The sequence below is a fragment of the [Lactobacillus] timonensis genome, assembly GCF_900240275.1.
Lineage (GTDB): Bacteria > Bacillota > Bacilli > Lactobacillales > Lactobacillaceae > Limosilactobacillus > Limosilactobacillus timonensis.
In genome coordinates this window covers 164,510-180,531 of the sequence record NZ_LT964761.1, presented here as the reverse complement: position 1 = coordinate 180,531, position 16,022 = coordinate 164,510, and the positions used below count along the sequence as shown (strand labels likewise).

The following is a 16,022-nucleotide window of genomic DNA, read 5'->3' as shown; positions in this document are numbered from 1 at the left end:
AACACATTGAGCGGAAAGGAAGCATTAATATGGCTAATGATATTGAACGTCGGAAGAACTTTTTTGATGATATGATGAACGTTCGTAATTGGACGAACCCGAGCTTCTTTGACGAAACACCAGACTATATGAAGACTGATATCGCAGAAACAGAAAAGGAATACCGGGTCAAGGTTGATATGCCTGGATTCAATAAGAAGGATATTCACATCAGTTACAATAACAATGTTTTGACGATTACTGGTCACCGCGATACCTTTGCGGATGAGTCAGATAAGGAAGGTAACGTTTTGCACAGTGAACGTAGTTATGGTCAACTGAGTCGGCAGTACCGTTTGCCTGATGTCGACATTGATAAGGTTAATGCTAAGTACACGGACGGTGTCTTGATCTTGACTTTGCCAAAGCTGACCTTAAATGGTGACGGGGGCAACCGGATTGAGATTGACTAATTAATCGTCAAGTAATAAACAAGACCAGCACTTGAGTTTGTGCTGGTCTTCTTTCGTGTTCTTCAACAGATTATAATGACCGTTGTGGAGGGATTAGAATGAAGAAAATTGATGCACACTTGCACCTTGTCCGCAGTCTCGCAGGTTTAAATGGTCAGGGACGACTAACGCCGCTGGGTAATGGTCGGGCAATTTGGGATAGCGGCCAGGTGATTAAGCTCATCCCCGATGGGTGGGGAGATGATCAGTTCTTAGCTGAATCCGCTCTCAAGGTTATGGATGAAAATGGAATTGACAAGGCAGTGTTGCTTCAGGGAAGTTTGAATGGTTACCAGAATTATTATTCTTGGCAGGTGGCAAAACATTATCCCCACCGCTTTATGACTTCCTTTTCCGTCGATCCGTTCATGGACCACGCCATGACGATTGTGAAACGATATGTTGGCCAGCTTGGTGTCCGGGTGATGAAGTTTGAAATCTCGCAAGGTGGTGGCCTTCATGGCTACCATCAGGCATTTCGTCTTGACCTGACTCCTGAGTGTGGACAGATCTTTCATTACTTATCAGACTTTCCCGGGAGCGTAGTGGTGGTCGACTATGGCAGTTCTGACCAGGTCAGCTACCAACCGGAGGCAATTACCAATTTGGCTCGGACCTATTCGCAATTAGACTTTGTTGTCTGCCACCTTTCTTTTCCCAACTGTGATCATTTGGACCGTCTGGCTAATGCCTTTCAGCAGTGGAAAGGGTTGCCAAATGTTTACACTGACCTTTCCGCCATCCAAGATATTGAAGGTGAACAGGGTGATGAGCGTTTTACTTTTCCGCGGTGTCAGAAGGATGTCAAGCTGGCACTGCAGATTTTGGGTAGCCAGCACCTCATCTGGGGGACTGATTCGCCATGGTCGGCAACTTTTAACTCTTATCACCACTTGACTACTTGGCTGCAACAGTGTAACTGGCTAACTTCTGATGAGTTGGCCGACATCATGTTCAAGAATGCGGAACGGGTCTATTTCAAAAAGAAGAATGTTGCCGTACTGACGGAGGCAACGGATCCGGTGCAGAATAAGTTTGGTGACTGATTAAGTAATAAAAAAACAGCTGCTAGTTTTTCGCTAGCAGCTGATTTTAGTTATTAGCTGGTTTTGGTGATTGCTTACTAGTAGTCCCATTCGGGTGTTCCGCAATGCCGCGTGGAAAATCCTTGTCGATTTGCTTGAGGATTGGTAACAGGTAGTTGATATAGACTTGGTAGGCCTGAATGGGGTCGCCGTTTTTGACGTTTTTGGCCATTAGCGCTAGCGCAATTTCGTGGGCACGTTGTTCATTTGAAATCATATTTTCACCTCCAGATAAGTTTAACAGATTTCTTTGGGAGTGATCGAAATGATCTTCCCTTTGGCTGATCTTTGTGATCATTCCGACAAAGGATTTCTAGTTGTGGTAAAATGAGAATTCAATAAGGAGAAAATGACAAAGGATATGGTGTTATGAACGAGACCAATCAGCAACCAGAAAAAATGGAGCGGGGGCTGAAAAATCGCCACGTTCAGCTAATTGCCATCGGTGGAACTATCGGGACCGGGCTCTTCTTGGGAGCAGGGAAATCCATTCACGTGGCGGGACCGTCAATTGTGTTGGCTTACTTAGTCACTGGGCTGATGTGTTTTTTGCTGATGCGAGCGATGGGGGAACTGTTACTTTCTAACCTTGGCTACCGTTCGTTTATTGAACCCATCCGCGAATATTTGGGTGAACGGATCAGTTTTGTGGCCGGGTGGGTGTATTGGCTATGCTGGATCACGATTGCAATGGCAGAAATTACGGCGATCGGCCTCTATATTCAGTTATGGTTGCCACATTGTCCGCAGTGGGTACCAGGGTTAATTACTTTAATTATCCTGGTTTGTGTCAACTTGATCACGGTCTCCGCGTTTGGGGAGGTCGAGTTCTGGTTTGCGATGATTAAGATTGTCGCCATTGTGTCCTTAATTGCCATTGGCATTGTTTTGATGTTTATGCAGTTTAAGTCGCCAGCTGGTTATGTTACCAGTCCGAAAAACCTTGTGGCCTTTGGTGGTTTCTTCCCCCGCGGTTTCAAGGGCTTCTTGATGTCGTTTCAAATGGTGGTCTTCGCCTTTGCCGGCATTGAAATGGTGGGGATGACGGCGGCCGAAACGGAAAATCCACGCCAGGTACTGCCAAAGGCGATCAACAGTATTCCGTTGCGGATCCTCTTGTTTTATATTGGTTCCCTGTTGGTTATTATGTGTATTTACCCCTGGATAAAACTCTCACCGAGCGCCAGCCCTTTTGTGACCGTGTTTGATGATATTGGCATCCGCGGTGCTGCCAGCATCATTAACTTCGTGGTGATTACGGCGGCGGCTTCATCATGTAACAGTTCGTTGTACACCACTGGGCGGATGCTGGCAGAATTAACGGCCGATTCACGGCGCCCGATGGTCCGCAAGATTAGCCAACTTTCCACTCACAACGTTCCCGCGACGGCGATCATCTTTTCCGCAGCCATTATTGCGCTGTCGTCGCTACTAAATTACTTTCTGCCAAGTAACGTCTTTACTTTAGTTTCCAGTGTGGCAACAACAAGCTTTCTCTTCATTTGGGGCTTGTTGATCTGTACCCACTTGAAATACCGGCGGTTGAACCCGCAATCGGTGGGAATGCCAGCGGCACCATATACTGACTGGCTGGTGTTGATCTTTCTCGGCGCAGTGGCAGTCATCCTCTGCTTGAGCCCTGATACTTTCTGGCCCCTACTGGTTTCCGTAGCCGTGATTGCATTGCTGACACTGGTGTCACTTTCCAAAAAGAATCTTTAAATGAAAAAGACTGGTCAAAAATAACCAGTTTTTTTATCTTTTTAACCCGAGTTTATATTGGCAGTCGGGGCACAAACCATGCACCTCGATATCACTTTGAGTAATCAAGTAGCCGCTGCTTTTCCTGGCAATATCTTGTAATTGGCGGTTGAGGTTAGCAAAATCTTCAGCGAAGACGTCGGTGATCTTACCGCAGTTATCGCAAACGACGTGGAAGTGCGGCCGACCGAAGTAGTCGTAGTGCGCACTCCCGTCACCAGTTTTGAGCTCAATCACCAGTTTGTAATCCACCAGTACTTTGAGTGTGTTATAAATAGTGGCCAGGCTAATGTTATCAACCTCGTTTTTGAGGTCATCATAAATCATTTCAACCGTTGGGTGGGTATGGTGACTGATTAAGTAGCGGAGGATTATTTTTCGCTGGGGTGTTAACCGGACATGGTTTTCCCGTAGTCTAGCAATTGCCAATTGATATTCATTCTCAGCCATTACAATACCTCCCTTATAATTATTATAAACTAAGTTAATTGTAGCACGATTCGTTAATAATGCAATTCCCAAGGCTTGACCCTCTAGGGAGGAGCGTTTATAATCAAGTCGCAAAAAAGAGTCCAGATAAGAAAGAATAGAGGTTGATTTGATGTCTACAAGTATTGACCAAAATGGCCGCCAGTATAGCCGTTTTTGGTTTATTCTCACACTGCTGCTTGGTACCTTTACTATGTCCATCAGCCAGTCGTCGCTATCGACTGCTTACCCCACACTGATGCAAGCCTTCCATATCCCAGCGTCCACTGTCCAGTGGCTGACAACGGGATTTATGCTTGTCATGTGTGTTAGCATGCCAATTAGTCCCTGGTTGTTGAATAATATCAGTTTTCGGACGCTGTATTTAGCGGATTTAGTGCTCTTTGATGTCGGTTCGTTAATGATCGTCATGACACCCGCTAGCTGGGGAATTAATGGTTTTTGGTTCATGATGGTCGGCCGGGTGATGGAGGCCTTTGCAGTTGGTGTCCTCTTCCCGTCATACCAGTCCGTCCTATTGACCATCACCCCTGAGAAAGACCGGGGGTTGACGATGGGGATTGCCGGACTGGTGATGGGATCAGCTTTAGCGGTCGGCCCGATTGTTTCTGGAATTGTCCTCAAGTTCTTTACCTGGAAGAGTCTTTTCATCTTCTTCATGATTATTATTACGGTGATCTTTGCAATTGGTGCACTGGGAGCCATTCGTGACGTGATGGAACGCCACCAAACCGAGCTGGACTGGTTATCTGTTATCCTGTCATTAGGCTTGATTGGTATCATGTACGTTATCAACAAAGTAGGCAAGCAACAAGTTGACTGGGGCTCGACCACAGTAATCTTAGTGGTGAGTGCCCTGATGCTGGCGTGGTTTGTGATTCGTCAGTTTCATCTCAAGACGCCGCTGCTGGAATTACGAGTATTAAAAACCTTTAACTATGACCTTGCAATTATGCTGACGGCGCTTTCTTATGTTGCCTTGATCGTCACCACGATTATCTTTCCTCTTTATTACCAGGGTGTCCTGAAACTGTCGCCATTTGCCTCAGGAATGTCGTTGGTCCCTGGAGCAGTCTTGCTTAGTCTTCTTAACCCGGTCACCGGGTGGCTGGCTGACCGACTTGGCTACAAGCCAACGATGTTATTGGGGATGATTATGATTATCTGCGGCTGGGTTGGCGCAACAGTCCTTGTTAGTTCACAAAACCTCGTTGTGATGATTATCTGTGCGATGGTAATTGAAGGTGGTAACGCCTTTGTAATGATGCCAGCGGTCACAATGGGTGCAAATTCATTACCAGATGAACTGGTATCACACGGGACAGCCGTGATCACAACCATTCGCCAAGTATTCGGCTCCACTGGCCTTGCTGTCGCAACAATTGTCCTGACTACCGCGGCGAAAAATGCTCAGCAGCGTGGACTGTCGTCACTGTCCGCTAACCTGCATGGCTACCACTTGGTTTTCATTATGATGGTGGTCGTGGCAATCGTTGGCTTGGTGATGGCACTATTGCTTCGTGATGAGTCCCAGAGGAAATAGTGACGACAGTACGCCCTGCATGGGCAGAACAAAATGATGAGATGAGAGACTACTACGACTCTTACTGGGGCATTCCGCTATACGGTGATCAGCAGTTATTTGAATTGTTTTCACTGGAAGTCTTTCAAGCGGGTCTTAGTTGGAATGGTGTTTGGCAAAAAAGGGCGGCGTTTCGTCGTGCCTTCGCCAATTTCCAGATAGGTCGGGTGGCAGCGATGGATCACGATGATTTTTTAAGGTTGATGAGCAATCGTTCCATTATCCGCAACAGGCGAAAAATAATGGCCACTATCCATAATGCTCAGGTAGTCCAAAAGATTAAAATGCAACGAGGGACTAGTTTTACGGAATATTGTTGGGACCTGGTGAACAATGTTCCACAACCATCACCAGTGGCATTAGGAGAAGACTTACCGTCGAAAACGGCCCTCTCGACGAGGGTTAGCCAGCAGTTACGTCAAGATGGGTTTAGTGGGGTCGGTCCTGTGACCGCGATGAGCTTCTTGTGTGCTGCCGGAATGATTAGTGTTCGCCACCAAGAAAATGAAAAAAAGTGTTGACATCATTTTCAAGATTGGGTATCATAGCATCAATCAAATATTAAAGTTTGCTGAGAACAGATGAGTAATCTTTCACAAACCGTTAACAGAGAGCACGGCTGATGAAAAAGTGCACGGGAGAGAAAGGTGAAGATGGTCTGGGAGCAGGCAGTGTGGCGAGCAGTCGCAAGCCACGCATGGGAGAGCCCATTATCGCTCAACGGTTTGCAGTAGTTGCGAACTGGCTGAGGCTGTTTTTCGAAAGGAAGACAGTGAAGATGGGTGGTAACACGTCAATTAACGTCCCTGTTGTTTCAATAGATGAAACAGCAGGGTTTTTCTTTGGAAAATAAACGAAAGAGGTTTGGATGATGATTGATTTTAAGGACGTCAGTGTGACATTCCATGACAGCGGCAAAGAAGTGCGAGCTGTTAAGGACGTTAACCTGACAATTGAAGATCAAGACATTTATGGCATTGTCGGATATTCTGGTGCTGGCAAAAGTACCCTTGTACGGACCATTAACCTCCTGCAAAAGCCGACTGACGGTCAGGTGTTGGTAAACGGAACGGATTTCACTACGCTCTCGGAAAAAGAGCTTCGCGAACACCGCCGCAAAATTGGGATGATTTTCCAGCACTTTAACCTGTTGGAAAGCCTGACAATTTTTGATAATGTGGCCTTCCCACTTCGTCACACTGGCAAATCTAAGCGGGAAATTAAAGAAAAGGTCAACCAGTTGCTTGAATTGGTAGGTTTAGGCGATAAGGCGAAGGGCTATCCAAGCCAGTTGTCCGGGGGACAAAAACAACGGGTAGCAATTGCCAGAGCCCTGGCCAATGATCCGCAAATCCTGCTTAGTGATGAAGCAACGAGTGCCTTGGATCCGAAGACCACCTTACAAATTTTACGGTTGTTGAAAAAGTTAAATAAGCAGCTGGGGTTGACGATCGTCTTGATTACCCACCAGATGGAAGCTGTCAAGGCGGTTTGCAACAAGGTGGCGGTGATGGAATACGGTCGGGTGATTGAAAAAGGCTCGGCAGTCCAGATCTTTAGCGAACCGCAAGAGAAATTAACTCAAGAATTCATCCGGGTGGCTAGCCACGTTGATGAGGCGTTGACAACCTTGCGGCAAAGCGATCATTTCCACCTGGGTGCTGACGAACAATTATTGCAGTTAACTTATAACGGGACTAACACTGATCAGCCGCTGATCGCCTCGTTGTTCAGTAACTTTGGCGTGATTGCTAACATTCTTTACGGCAATGTTGATCTGATTCAGGATGTGCCACTTGGCAACTTGATCATTAGCCTCCGTGGTGATGAGGATAAGCGCCAGTCCAGCATTGATTACCTGAAGAAACAGGGAGTTCACGTCATTGAATTGTCGTTAGCAAATAGTAGCCACTAGCTGAAAGGAGAGTGATAGCATGGCAAGTTTTATCGCAAAGTATTTACCCAACGTTGCGGCAGACCCGCAAAGCTTCGTGACGGCGACGGGACAGACCCTGTACATGACGCTATGGACGTCGTTAGTCGCTGGAATCATTGGCCTCTTGGTCGGTGTCTTACTGGTAGTGACCCGGCCGGGTGGACTTTACCAAAATAAACCCTTTTTCCAGGTACTCGATAAGGTAGTCAACATTGTCCGGGCCATTCCGTTCATTATCCTGCTGGCGCTGCTGGCAACGGTCACCCAGCACATTGTCGGTACTACTATCGGTTCCAAGGCCGCGTTGGTCCCGTTGGTTGTGTGTGTGATTCCGTTTTACGGTCGGCAAATCGAAACGGCACTGCTGGAAGTTGATCCTGGAGTGGTTGAAGCAGCGCAAGCAATGGGGATTAGCCGGATGGGAATCATTTTCCGCGTCTACTTGCGTGAGGGTCTGATTAGTATCGTTCGGGTATCGGCGTTGACAATCATCAGCCTGATCAGTTTAACGGCGATGGCCGGCGCGGTCGGCGGTGGTGGTCTTGGGGACCTGGCTATTTCTCAGGGCTATAACCGTTTTGAAAATGATATTACTGTCGTCGCAACGTTGCTGATTTTATTGTTAGTTTTGATTAGCCAATTGATTTGTAACTTAATCATCAAGAAACTTAGTCATTAATTTCGAGAGGGGATCATTCATATGAAGTTTAAAAAGTTATTATTAGGTGCCGCCACTATTGCTGCTGTTGTTGGTTTGACTACCACTGTTAGCCTGGCTCACCAAAAGCCTGTCCATGCTGCTGACAAGACGGTCAAGATTGGGTTGACCGGCTCTAATGAAACGCCAGTTTGGAAAAACGTTGCCTCACGACTAAAGAAGCAGGGAATTAACCTGAAGATTGTTACCTTCTCCGACTACAACCAGCCAAACAAGGCGCTGGCTAACGGGGATCTGGACCTGAATGCCTTTCAGACCAAGATTTTCCTTGACAACTACAACAAGGAACACCACACTCACCTGGTCAGCATTGGTAACACGATCGTTTCACCACTAGGTGTTTACTCGAAGAAAGTGAAGTCAATTAAGGCGATTAAGAATGGCTCAACGATTGCTATTCCTAACGATGCCACTAATGAAGGACGGGCCCTTCTTTTGCTGCAGAGCGCGGGGTTAATCAAGGTTAAGAACAACTCCAGCAACACGCCAACGGCAAGTGACATTACTTCCAACAAGAAGCACCTGAAGATTAAGACGCTTGACGCCTCGCAAACTGCCCGGTCACTGCGTTCCGTTGAAGCATCAGTGATTAATGGAGGGGTGGCTGCCGATGCTGGGCTGAAGCCTGCCAAGGACGCCCTGATTCGGGAAAAGCTTAACAAGCAGATTAAGCCGTACGTTAACGTTATCGCTGCTAAGAGCAGTAAGAAGAACGACCCAACCTACAAGAAGGTTGTTAAGGCTTACCAAACTGAAGCAACCAAGAAGGTTATCAACCAAACCAGCAAGGGTGCTGAACTACCAGCATGGAACAAGTTTGGTAAAAAGTAATATATGTACAACAAAAGACGTTGCCGAAAAGCAACGTCTTTTGTTGTGTTAACCGTTAATTTAGCTCCAGTAAGTAAGGATGATTACCAGCATTTCTGTGAAGGAGACGAGGGCCATTTGTTTGTCTAGATCGTCTCTTTGCTGCATGATGAACCAGCTGACGACGATGATAATGACGGCGACAATTACTGGTAGTTTAAGGGACCGGAGACAGAGGCAGGCAATGGCAAAGATACCAGTGATCACCTGGTCGAGCATCCGGTGGTTGTTATGACTAACAAATGGAACAGTTTGATAGAATAAGACGATGGCAAATAACGGGAGTAAGTCTTGGATGTAGGAGGCGGCAACAAAGCCGGTGGTTAAACGAACCAGCGCAATAGGAATACTAAAGCAGAAGGTGAGGCTGTAGGCGATAAGTCCTGTTTCAGCTGGACGATCTAACATCCCGGTCTGGATAAGCAGCATTGTTAATGGAAAGAGGACTAGGAGGGCCACTAGCAGTACATTACCATTCCAGAGACCACTGAAGGCAAAAATGACCGTTGCCAACAAAACGGGAAGATTGAGTGCTGAGCGGAGATGGTGCTCGTACATTATGACAATGGTAAAAGCGGCAAGTAGTTCGTAAATAAAGAGCGGGGCGAGGTGGATCTTGAATGACGTCGTGCTAATTCCTACGGCATAAGCGAGGGGAACATATGACCAGCAGATCATTTGGACAATCACGTTGGGAATAATTAGTGGCCAGTTGATGGCCCGCCACTGCGCGGCAAGTTTATTCATAGTAAGAGGGCTCCTTATTAGTATTCTAAGGACTTATTATAGCAGTTACAGTCACGATAAAGTTGCGTTTAATTATAGAATTGTGATAATATTTTCATCGTTATGAAGCAAATTCCCGATAGGATTCGTGGGTGTCCACGAAGATGCCTTGTAACCGACTATCTACGCAATTGATGCAGCATTAATGGGGGAATTATTAAAGATGAAAGAACGACACTTGTTTACTTCGGAATCGGTTTCTGAGGGTCACCCGGATAAGATTGCCGACCAGATTTCTGATTCACTGTTAGACGCAATGCTGGAACAAGATCCTGACTCGCGTTGTGCAATTGAAACTTCAGTAACGACCGGGCTCGTCCTGGTGTTCGGGGAAGTTTCGACAAAGGCGCACGTTAACGTCCAAAAGGTGGTTCGGCAAACGATCTTGTCGCTGGGCTATACTAATGCGAAGTTCGGTTTCGATGGCAAGACCTGTGCGGTTCTGGTGGCATTGGATGAACAATCACCGGATATTGCCCAGGGGGTTGACGCGGCTCTTGAAAGTCGTGATGAAAATGACAATGATGTATTGAATAAGATTGGTGCTGGCGACCAGGGGTTGATGTTTGGTTACGCCACTGATGAAACACCAGAATACATGCCACTATCACTGGTTTTGAGTCACCACTTAATGCAAAAACAGGCCCAGCTGCGCAAGAGTGGCGAATTGCCATACCTGCGTCCTGATGCCAAGGCTGAAGTGACGGTCGAATACGACAATAATGATAAGCCAGTACGGGTTGACACGGTGGTACTCAGTACGCAGCACGATCCAGAAGTTTCTCAAGAGCAGCTGCACAAAGATGTTAAGGAACATTTGATTAAAAAAGTGATCCCGGCTGAACTCCTCGATGAACGGACCCGTTACCTGATTAACCCGACGGGGCGCTTTGTCATTGGTGGCCCCCAGGGGGACGCGGGGTTAACCGGTCGGAAAGTGATCGTTGACACGTATGGTGGCGCTGCCCACCATGGTGGCGGGGCCTTCTCTGGCAAGGACGCCACAAAGGTGGACCGGTCTGCTAGTTATGCTGCCCGCTACATCGCCAAGAACCTGGTAGCGGCTGGCTACGCTAAGAAGGCCGAAATTCAAGTTGCTTATGCTATCGGGGTCGCTCAACCGGTTTCCATCCGGATTGACACTTACGGTACCGGGACAAAGAGTGAGGCCGAAATGATTGCGGCTGTTCGGAAGGTCTTTGACCTGCGTCCTGCCGGAATTATTAAGATGCTGGATCTGAAACGGCCAATCTACCGGCAGACTGCCGCTTATGGTCACTTTGGCCGTGACGACATTTCCTTGCCATGGGAACAGCTAGACAAGGTTGAAGAATTAAAGAAAATTCTGGGCTAGTTAGTTCTAGCAGTTGAATTTTTTCTCAAAAGTTGCTAGAATATAGCCACTTTATTACCGAGAGATAGTAGAAAATCGCTCATTATCAGCGACCACGTGGTTGGTGAGAACGTGGAATGGGTCTTTTTGAACTGGCTTGGTCAAATTGCCACTGAAGGACAGTAAGTGGCGACGCTGGTTGCGTTATCGCCGCAGAGTGTCCCGCAATGCGGGAAAGATAGGTGGTACCGCGAAGAATCGTCCTGTTGAGTAGTAATACTCGATGGGACTTTTTTGTTGGTACAGAAAAAAGGAGCGATGAATTAATGGCTTACGATCATTCCACAATCGAAAAAAAGTGGCAGAAATTCTGGAAGAAAAACCAGACTTTCAAGGCCGCTCTTAATAAGGATCAGAAGAAGTACTATGTCTTAGATATGTTCCCTTACCCATCGGGGCAGGGACTTCACGTTGGTCACCCCGAAGGCTACACCGCCACCGACGCGGTTGCCCGGATGAAGCGAATGCAAGGATTTAACGTCCTGCACCCCATGGGCTTTGACGCTTTCGGATTGCCAGCCGAACAGTACGCCCTGAAGACGGGTCACAATCCGAAGGGGTTTACTGACAAGAACATCAACCATTTCCGTGACCAAATCCAGTCACTTGGCTTTTCCTACGACTGGTCGCGTGAAGTCAACACGACCGATTCTGAATACTACAAGTGGACGCAGTGGATCTTTGAACAGCTTTATAAGAAGGGCCTAGCTTACGAAGATGAAATTGAAGTCAACTGGGCACCAGACTTCATGGGCGGAACGGTTGTCGCCAATGAAGAAGTTGTTGATGGTAAGACCAAGCGGGGTGGTTACCCGGTTTACCGCAAGCCGATGAAGCAGTGGGTCCTGAAGATCACTGCCTATGCGGACCGGTTGATTAAGGACCTCGACCTGGTTGACTGGCCGGAAAACATTAAGGAAATGCAGCGCAACTGGATTGGTCGTTCAGAAGGGGCTGAAATCCGCTTTGCAGTCGACGGTCATGACGGAAAAGTGATCACTGTCTACTCGACACGACCAGATACCCTTTACGGTGCCAGCTATATTGTTTTGTCACCCGAGCATGAACTGGTTAACCAAATTACCACTGCTGAACAAGAGGCCGCGGTAAAGGCTTACCAGGAACAGGCGGCACGGCGTTCTGAACGGGAACGGACTGACGACAGTAAGGAAAAGACCGGTGTCTTCACCGGGGCTTACGCTATCAACCCGGTCACCGGCGACAAGCTGCCAATTTGGATTGGTGACTATGTCCTTCCATCATACGGGACGGGAGCGATTATGGCGGTGCCAGCACACGATGAACGTGACTGGGAATTTGCCAAGAAGTTTGACCTGCCAATCAAGGAAGTTATCGCTGGCGGCAACGTCGAAGAAAAGCCATACACTGGAAGCGGGAAGCACGTTAACTCGCCACTGGTCGATGGCTTAGATAACAAAGCGGCGATCAAGAAGATGATTGACTGGCTGGAAGAACACCATGCCGGCAAAGCCAAGGTTAACTACAAGCTGCGTGACTGGATCTTCAGCCGTCAACGCTACTGGGGGGAACCAATTCCGGTTATTCACTGGGATGATGGAACGACCTCACTGGTTCCAGAAGACCAGTTGCCAGTAATGCTGCCGGATACCGATGACATCAAACCGTCGGGGACAGGCGAGAGTCCGCTGGCAAACGTCAAGGACTGGGTCAATGTTTACGATGAAAACGGCCGGCACGGCCTTCGTGAAACTAACACGATGCCACAGTGGGCCGGCTCTTCATGGTACTGGTTGCGTTACTGTGATCCGCACAATGACCAGGCCTTTGCTTCAAAGGAAGCACTGGATTACTGGTCACCAGTAGATCTCTATGTCGGTGGTTCCGAACATGCCGTCTTGCACCTGCTCTATGCCCGTTTCTGGCACAAGGTTTTGTACGACTTGGGACTGGTACCAACGCCAGAACCGTTTATGAAGCTGGTTAACCAGGGGATGATCCTCGGGGAAAATCATGAGAAGATGAGTAAGTCGAAGGGCAACGTCGTTAACCCGGACGAAATTGTTGACCAGTACGGTGCTGATACCTTGCGTCTTTACGAAATGTTCATGGGACCACTAACCGAATCAGTGCCGTGGGATCCCAAGGGACTTCACGGGGCCAACAAGTGGGTTCACCGGGTATGGCGTCTCCTGATGGACGATAACAACCACTTGCGTGACCGCGTTTCGACCATTAATGATGGCAAGTTAACGGCGGTTTACAACCAAACGGTTAAGAAGGTAACGGATGACTACGAACGGTTACACTTCAACACGGCTATTTCACAACTGATGGTCTTTGTTAACGAAGCCTACAAGGTTGATGACTTACCGGTTGAATACATGGAAGGCTTCGTGAAGATGTTAGCCCCAATCATGCCACACTTGGCAGAAGAATTATGGAGCCACTTCCACGAAAGCGACACCATTACTTACCAACCGTGGCCAAAGTATGATGAATCTGCTCTGCAGTCCAGCACGATTGAGATGATGGTCCAGGTTAACGGGAAGCTTCGCGCTAAGTTGCAGGTCGAAAAAGATAGTGACCGTGATGACTTGCAAAAGTTAGCATTAGCTAACGAACACGTGAAGAAGTTTGTTGACGGCAAGGACATCAAACGGGTGATTGTTGTTCCAAACAAGATTATCAACATCGTGGCTAAGTAGTTCTTAATACGAAGAAGGTGACTGTCAGTTGGCAGCCATCTTTTTAAGTTGTGAATAAGTTTAGCTTGCTTGCAGGCTCAAAAACCTAGGATGCGTTATAATCAGCAGAAAAATAAGAGGTGCGAAATGAATAAGGTGACATATCCAGCGGTTTTTACCAAGACAAGGAAGGGGATCCGGGTTGATTTTCCGGACCTGCCAGATGCGTTTGCTGAAGGTGATGATAAGCAGCTGGCGATCAGCAATGCTAAATTATCACTGGCGATGGTGATTATTGACCAGCAAACCCACTTTGAAGAAGTGCCAACCCCCAGTTGCCGTTCCTTAGTTGAAGCCAAGTACCCAGTAGGGACAGTTTGCGAGATTACCGTTGACCTTGACCAGTATTAAGCCATTGCAGTGCTGAGGTGACCAGGGTAAAATAGACGGGTCGACTTTACATGAGGGAGTTTTGAAGATGGCAAATCAAATTGGCAGTGGCCAAAGTGGTCAGCAGAGTGCCAAGCAAAAAATGATTACGGGGTCGGCCTGGATGACGGCCGGCAGTATTACCTCACGGATTCTTGGGGCAATTTACATCATCCCGTGGGTCACCTGGTTTGGGATCTATAGTAACCAGGCCAACGCGGCTTATGCCCAGGGGTATAATATTTACAATATGTTCATTACCATCGCCACGGCGGGTATTCCGTCAGCTATTTCAAAGATGGTGGCCCACTATAACGGGTTAAACCAGGCTAACATGAGTCGTAAACTTTACCGTGCCGGCATTACGGTGGCCATTGTTTCTGGGATTATCTGTGCTGCCATCATGATGGTGGGCGCGCCACTCTTTGCCAAGGGGGATAAGACTGTCACCCCGGTGATTCGTTCGCTTTCCTGGGCCATCCTGGTTATTCCGTGGATGAGTATCACTCGGGGGTATCTGCAGGGATACAGTTGGATGGCGCCATCAGCCATGTCCCAGTTTGTTGAACAACTTTTCCGGGTTATTTACATGCTGTCGGCAACTTACCTAATCATGAAGCTTGGTTCGGGTAACTGGGTCCATGCCGTTACCCAGTCGACCTTTGCCGCCTTTATCGGGGCCATCGGCAGTGTCGCCGTCCTCGGTTGGTCTTACCTGCGGCACTTAGGTGAAATGAAAGAAATGAGTGATCGTGCAGAACCGTTAACCCAGGATGTTTCGGCCTTTCGGCTCATTTTAGACATTGTTTACCAGGCCATTCCTTTCATTATTATTGAATCGGGGATTACGATTTTCCAGTTGGTTGATCAGTACACCTTTGACCCGATGATGAAGGCAGTAGGCCACTTCACCCACTACCAACTGGATGTTTTGTACGCCCTCTTCAGCTTTAACGCCAATAAGTTGTACATGATTGTGATTTCCTTGGCTGCTGCCATGGCGGTTACGGCCATTCCATTGCTAGCAGAAGCACGGGTTCAGGACGACCAGCAGGAGATGCGTGACCAAATATCCAACATTTTGATGCTGTTTTACTTCGTGATGATCCCCGCTTCGTTAGGCTTGTCAGCATTAGCCCAGCCTATTTACACTGTCTTTTATCGTTATGACCCGGCGGGGGTGACGATGTTGAAGTTTGCTTCCTACATTTCCATTACCCTGGGCCTTTACACTGTTGCGGCCGCGATGATGCAGGGGATTTCCGAAAACATGCGGATGATGAAGTTCCTGGTTATTGGGCTGGTGATTAAGCTGGTAATCCAGTTTCCGTTGATTTGGCTGTTTAAGGGTGTTGGTCCACTGCTGGCGACCGGCTTATCCATGACGGTGATTAATTATCTGATTTTGCATTCCTTTAACGAGGAATTTCGCCTACCATTTCATCAAATGGCGAAGGATACCAACCAAATTCTGTTGTTTTCGCTGATTATGTACGCGGTAACGGCCGCTTTGGTGATGGTGGTGAATCTCTTTACCAGTCCGTATGGCCGCTTTGCGGCAGCGCTGACGATGGTAGTCGGCGTTATCCTTGGCGGAGGGATTTATGCTTACCTCAGCTTAAGGTCACGGCTGGCCGACCGTCTGCTGGGGCCTCGTGTTGGTGTATTGCGCGAAAAACTACACATTCGGTAAAAATACTTAAATAAGGGTCGTTAAGGTTTCGACAGGTGTCGGGCATTAGCGACCTTTTTGTTATAGTGTAGGTGGGTGGTTGCTTGCTAATTATAGTTGACAGTTGTAAACTAATGAAGAGCA

The 16,022-nt window shown here is 47.7% G+C and carries 16 protein-coding genes, 1 riboswitch and 1 other annotated feature; of the genes, 13 read left to right on the top strand and 3 right to left on the bottom strand.

The genetic code is table 11. From position 1 onward, the window contains the following. Window positions 1-29 precede the first annotated feature (29 nt). Both C1710_RS00935 and C1710_RS00930 read left to right on the top strand, forming a co-directional pair. Complete coding sequence (locus C1710_RS00935; protein WP_102279067.1) at window positions 30-452, top strand: Hsp20/alpha crystallin family protein; 423 nt, start codon at window positions 30-32, stop codon at window positions 450-452. A 98-nt stretch (window positions 453-550) separates the two neighbouring features. Beyond that, window positions 551-1,537, top strand: coding sequence for an amidohydrolase family protein (locus tag C1710_RS00930; protein WP_102279065.1), 987 nt, complete (start codon window positions 551-553; stop codon window positions 1,535-1,537). 46 nt (window positions 1,538-1,583) lie between these two features. Here the strand turns inward: C1710_RS00930 and C1710_RS00925 are convergent, their stop codons facing one another. Continuing rightward, window positions 1,584-1,793, bottom strand: coding sequence for a hypothetical protein (locus tag C1710_RS00925; protein ID WP_102279063.1), 210 nt, complete (start codon window positions 1,791-1,793; stop codon window positions 1,584-1,586). Window positions 1,794-1,945: 152 nt separating this feature from the next. Between C1710_RS00925 and C1710_RS00920 the strand changes: the two genes are divergently transcribed. Then, on the top strand, window positions 1,946-3,298 hold the full coding sequence (locus C1710_RS00920; RefSeq protein ID WP_235857938.1) for an amino acid permease: 1,353 nt from the start codon (window positions 1,946-1,948) through the stop codon (window positions 3,296-3,298). Window positions 3,299-3,331: 33 nt separating this feature from the next. On the opposite strand, the gene C1710_RS00915 is transcribed toward C1710_RS00920, so the two are convergent. Beyond that, window positions 3,332-3,787 carry a Fur family transcriptional regulator gene (locus C1710_RS00915; protein WP_102279061.1) on the bottom strand — a complete coding sequence of 152 codons (456 nt, stop codon included), beginning with the start codon at window positions 3,785-3,787 and terminating at the stop codon, window positions 3,332-3,334. 151 nt (window positions 3,788-3,938) lie between these two features. On the opposite strand from C1710_RS00915, the gene C1710_RS00910 reads away from it, so the two are divergent. The 6 genes from C1710_RS00910 to C1710_RS00885 all read left to right on the top strand — a co-directional run bounded on the left by C1710_RS00910 (window position 3,939) and on the right by C1710_RS00885 (window position 8,893). Further along, window positions 3,939-5,369 (top strand): MFS transporter, encoded by a 1,431-nt coding sequence (locus tag C1710_RS00910; protein ID WP_102279058.1) that lies wholly within the window; start codon window positions 3,939-3,941, stop codon window positions 5,367-5,369. After that, complete coding sequence (locus C1710_RS00905) at window positions 5,369-5,929, top strand: DNA-3-methyladenine glycosylase I (protein WP_102279056.1); 561 nt, start codon at window positions 5,369-5,371, stop codon at window positions 5,927-5,929. The genes C1710_RS00910 and C1710_RS00905 overlap by 1 nt, the downstream gene beginning before the upstream one ends. 101 nt (window positions 5,930-6,030) lie before the next feature. Beyond that, on the top strand, window positions 6,031-6,261 hold the full coding sequence (locus C1710_RS00900; protein WP_102279054.1) for a hypothetical protein: 231 nt from the start codon (window positions 6,031-6,033) through the stop codon (window positions 6,259-6,261). An 18-nt stretch (window positions 6,262-6,279) separates the two neighbouring features. Beyond that, complete coding sequence (locus tag C1710_RS00895) at window positions 6,280-7,323, top strand: methionine ABC transporter ATP-binding protein (RefSeq protein ID WP_102279052.1); 1,044 nt, start codon at window positions 6,280-6,282, stop codon at window positions 7,321-7,323. Between the two features lie 19 nt (window positions 7,324-7,342). Next, window positions 7,343-8,023, top strand: coding sequence for a methionine ABC transporter permease (locus C1710_RS00890; protein ID WP_102279050.1), 681 nt, complete (start codon window positions 7,343-7,345; stop codon window positions 8,021-8,023). Between the two features lie 21 nt (window positions 8,024-8,044). After that, window positions 8,045-8,893: a MetQ/NlpA family ABC transporter substrate-binding protein gene (locus C1710_RS00885; protein WP_102279047.1), complete on the top strand. Its 849-nt coding sequence runs from the start codon at window positions 8,045-8,047 to the stop codon at window positions 8,891-8,893. A gap of 60 nt (window positions 8,894-8,953) precedes the next feature. Here the strand turns inward: C1710_RS00885 and C1710_RS00880 are convergent, their stop codons facing one another. Further along, the gene (locus C1710_RS00880; protein ID WP_102279045.1) at window positions 8,954-9,679 is read right to left on the bottom strand and encodes a hypothetical protein; all 726 of its coding nucleotides are present in this window, start codon (window positions 9,677-9,679) and stop codon (window positions 8,954-8,956) included. Between the two features lie 100 nt (window positions 9,680-9,779). Continuing rightward, window positions 9,780-9,881, top strand: a riboswitch (SMK box riboswitch). Between C1710_RS00880 and metK the strand changes: the two genes are divergently transcribed. From metK to C1710_RS00860, 4 genes are all read left to right on the top strand, one after another. Continuing rightward, window positions 9,882-11,072 carry a methionine adenosyltransferase gene (metK, locus tag C1710_RS00875; protein ID WP_102279042.1) on the top strand — a complete coding sequence of 397 codons (1,191 nt, stop codon included), beginning with the start codon at window positions 9,882-9,884 and terminating at the stop codon, window positions 11,070-11,072. Between the two features lie 44 nt (window positions 11,073-11,116). Further along, window positions 11,117-11,320 (top strand) — a binding site (T-box leader). A gap of 57 nt (window positions 11,321-11,377) precedes the next feature. Next, a complete protein-coding gene (leuS, locus tag C1710_RS00870) occupies window positions 11,378-13,798 on the top strand; it encodes a leucine--tRNA ligase (protein WP_102279040.1) in 2,421 nt (806 codons plus the stop codon). 126 nt (window positions 13,799-13,924) lie between these two features. Next, window positions 13,925-14,188 carry a type II toxin-antitoxin system HicB family antitoxin gene (locus C1710_RS00865; protein ID WP_102279037.1) on the top strand — a complete coding sequence of 88 codons (264 nt, stop codon included), beginning with the start codon at window positions 13,925-13,927 and terminating at the stop codon, window positions 14,186-14,188. Window positions 14,189-14,255: 67 nt separating this feature from the next. Then, window positions 14,256-15,899, top strand: a complete 1,644-nt coding sequence (locus tag C1710_RS00860; protein WP_235857937.1) for a putative polysaccharide biosynthesis protein — start codon at window positions 14,256-14,258, stop codon at window positions 15,897-15,899. Window positions 15,900-16,022: the final 123 nt, after the last annotated feature.

Bases quoted from the DNA above. Each gene is read 5' to 3' on its own strand.
- C1710_RS00935 (WP_102279067.1), top strand. From the start codon at position 30: ATGGCTAATGATATTGAACGTCGGAAGAACTTTTTTGATGATATGATG.
- C1710_RS00930 (WP_102279065.1), top strand. From the start codon at position 551: ATGAAGAAAATTGATGCACACTTGCACCTTGTCCGCAGTCTCGCAGGT.
- C1710_RS00925 (WP_102279063.1), bottom strand. From the start codon at position 1,793: ATGATTTCAAATGAACAACGTGCCCACGAAATTGCGCTAGCGCTAATG.
- C1710_RS00920 (WP_235857938.1), top strand. From the start codon at position 1,946: ATGAACGAGACCAATCAGCAACCAGAAAAAATGGAGCGGGGGCTGAAA.
- C1710_RS00915 (WP_102279061.1), bottom strand. From the start codon at position 3,787: ATGGCTGAGAATGAATATCAATTGGCAATTGCTAGACTACGGGAAAAC.
- C1710_RS00910 (WP_102279058.1), top strand. From the start codon at position 3,939: ATGTCTACAAGTATTGACCAAAATGGCCGCCAGTATAGCCGTTTTTGG.
- C1710_RS00900 (WP_102279054.1), top strand. From the start codon at position 6,031: ATGAAAAAGTGCACGGGAGAGAAAGGTGAAGATGGTCTGGGAGCAGGC.
- C1710_RS00895 (WP_102279052.1), top strand. From the start codon at position 6,280: ATGATTGATTTTAAGGACGTCAGTGTGACATTCCATGACAGCGGCAAA.
- C1710_RS00890 (WP_102279050.1), top strand. From the start codon at position 7,343: ATGGCAAGTTTTATCGCAAAGTATTTACCCAACGTTGCGGCAGACCCG.
- C1710_RS00885 (WP_102279047.1), top strand. From the start codon at position 8,045: ATGAAGTTTAAAAAGTTATTATTAGGTGCCGCCACTATTGCTGCTGTT.
- C1710_RS00880 (WP_102279045.1), bottom strand. From the start codon at position 9,679: ATGAATAAACTTGCCGCGCAGTGGCGGGCCATCAACTGGCCACTAATT.
- metK (WP_102279042.1), top strand. From the start codon at position 9,882: ATGAAAGAACGACACTTGTTTACTTCGGAATCGGTTTCTGAGGGTCAC.
- leuS (WP_102279040.1), top strand. From the start codon at position 11,378: ATGGCTTACGATCATTCCACAATCGAAAAAAAGTGGCAGAAATTCTGG.
- C1710_RS00865 (WP_102279037.1), top strand. From the start codon at position 13,925: ATGAATAAGGTGACATATCCAGCGGTTTTTACCAAGACAAGGAAGGGG.
- C1710_RS00860 (WP_235857937.1), top strand. From the start codon at position 14,256: ATGGCAAATCAAATTGGCAGTGGCCAAAGTGGTCAGCAGAGTGCCAAG.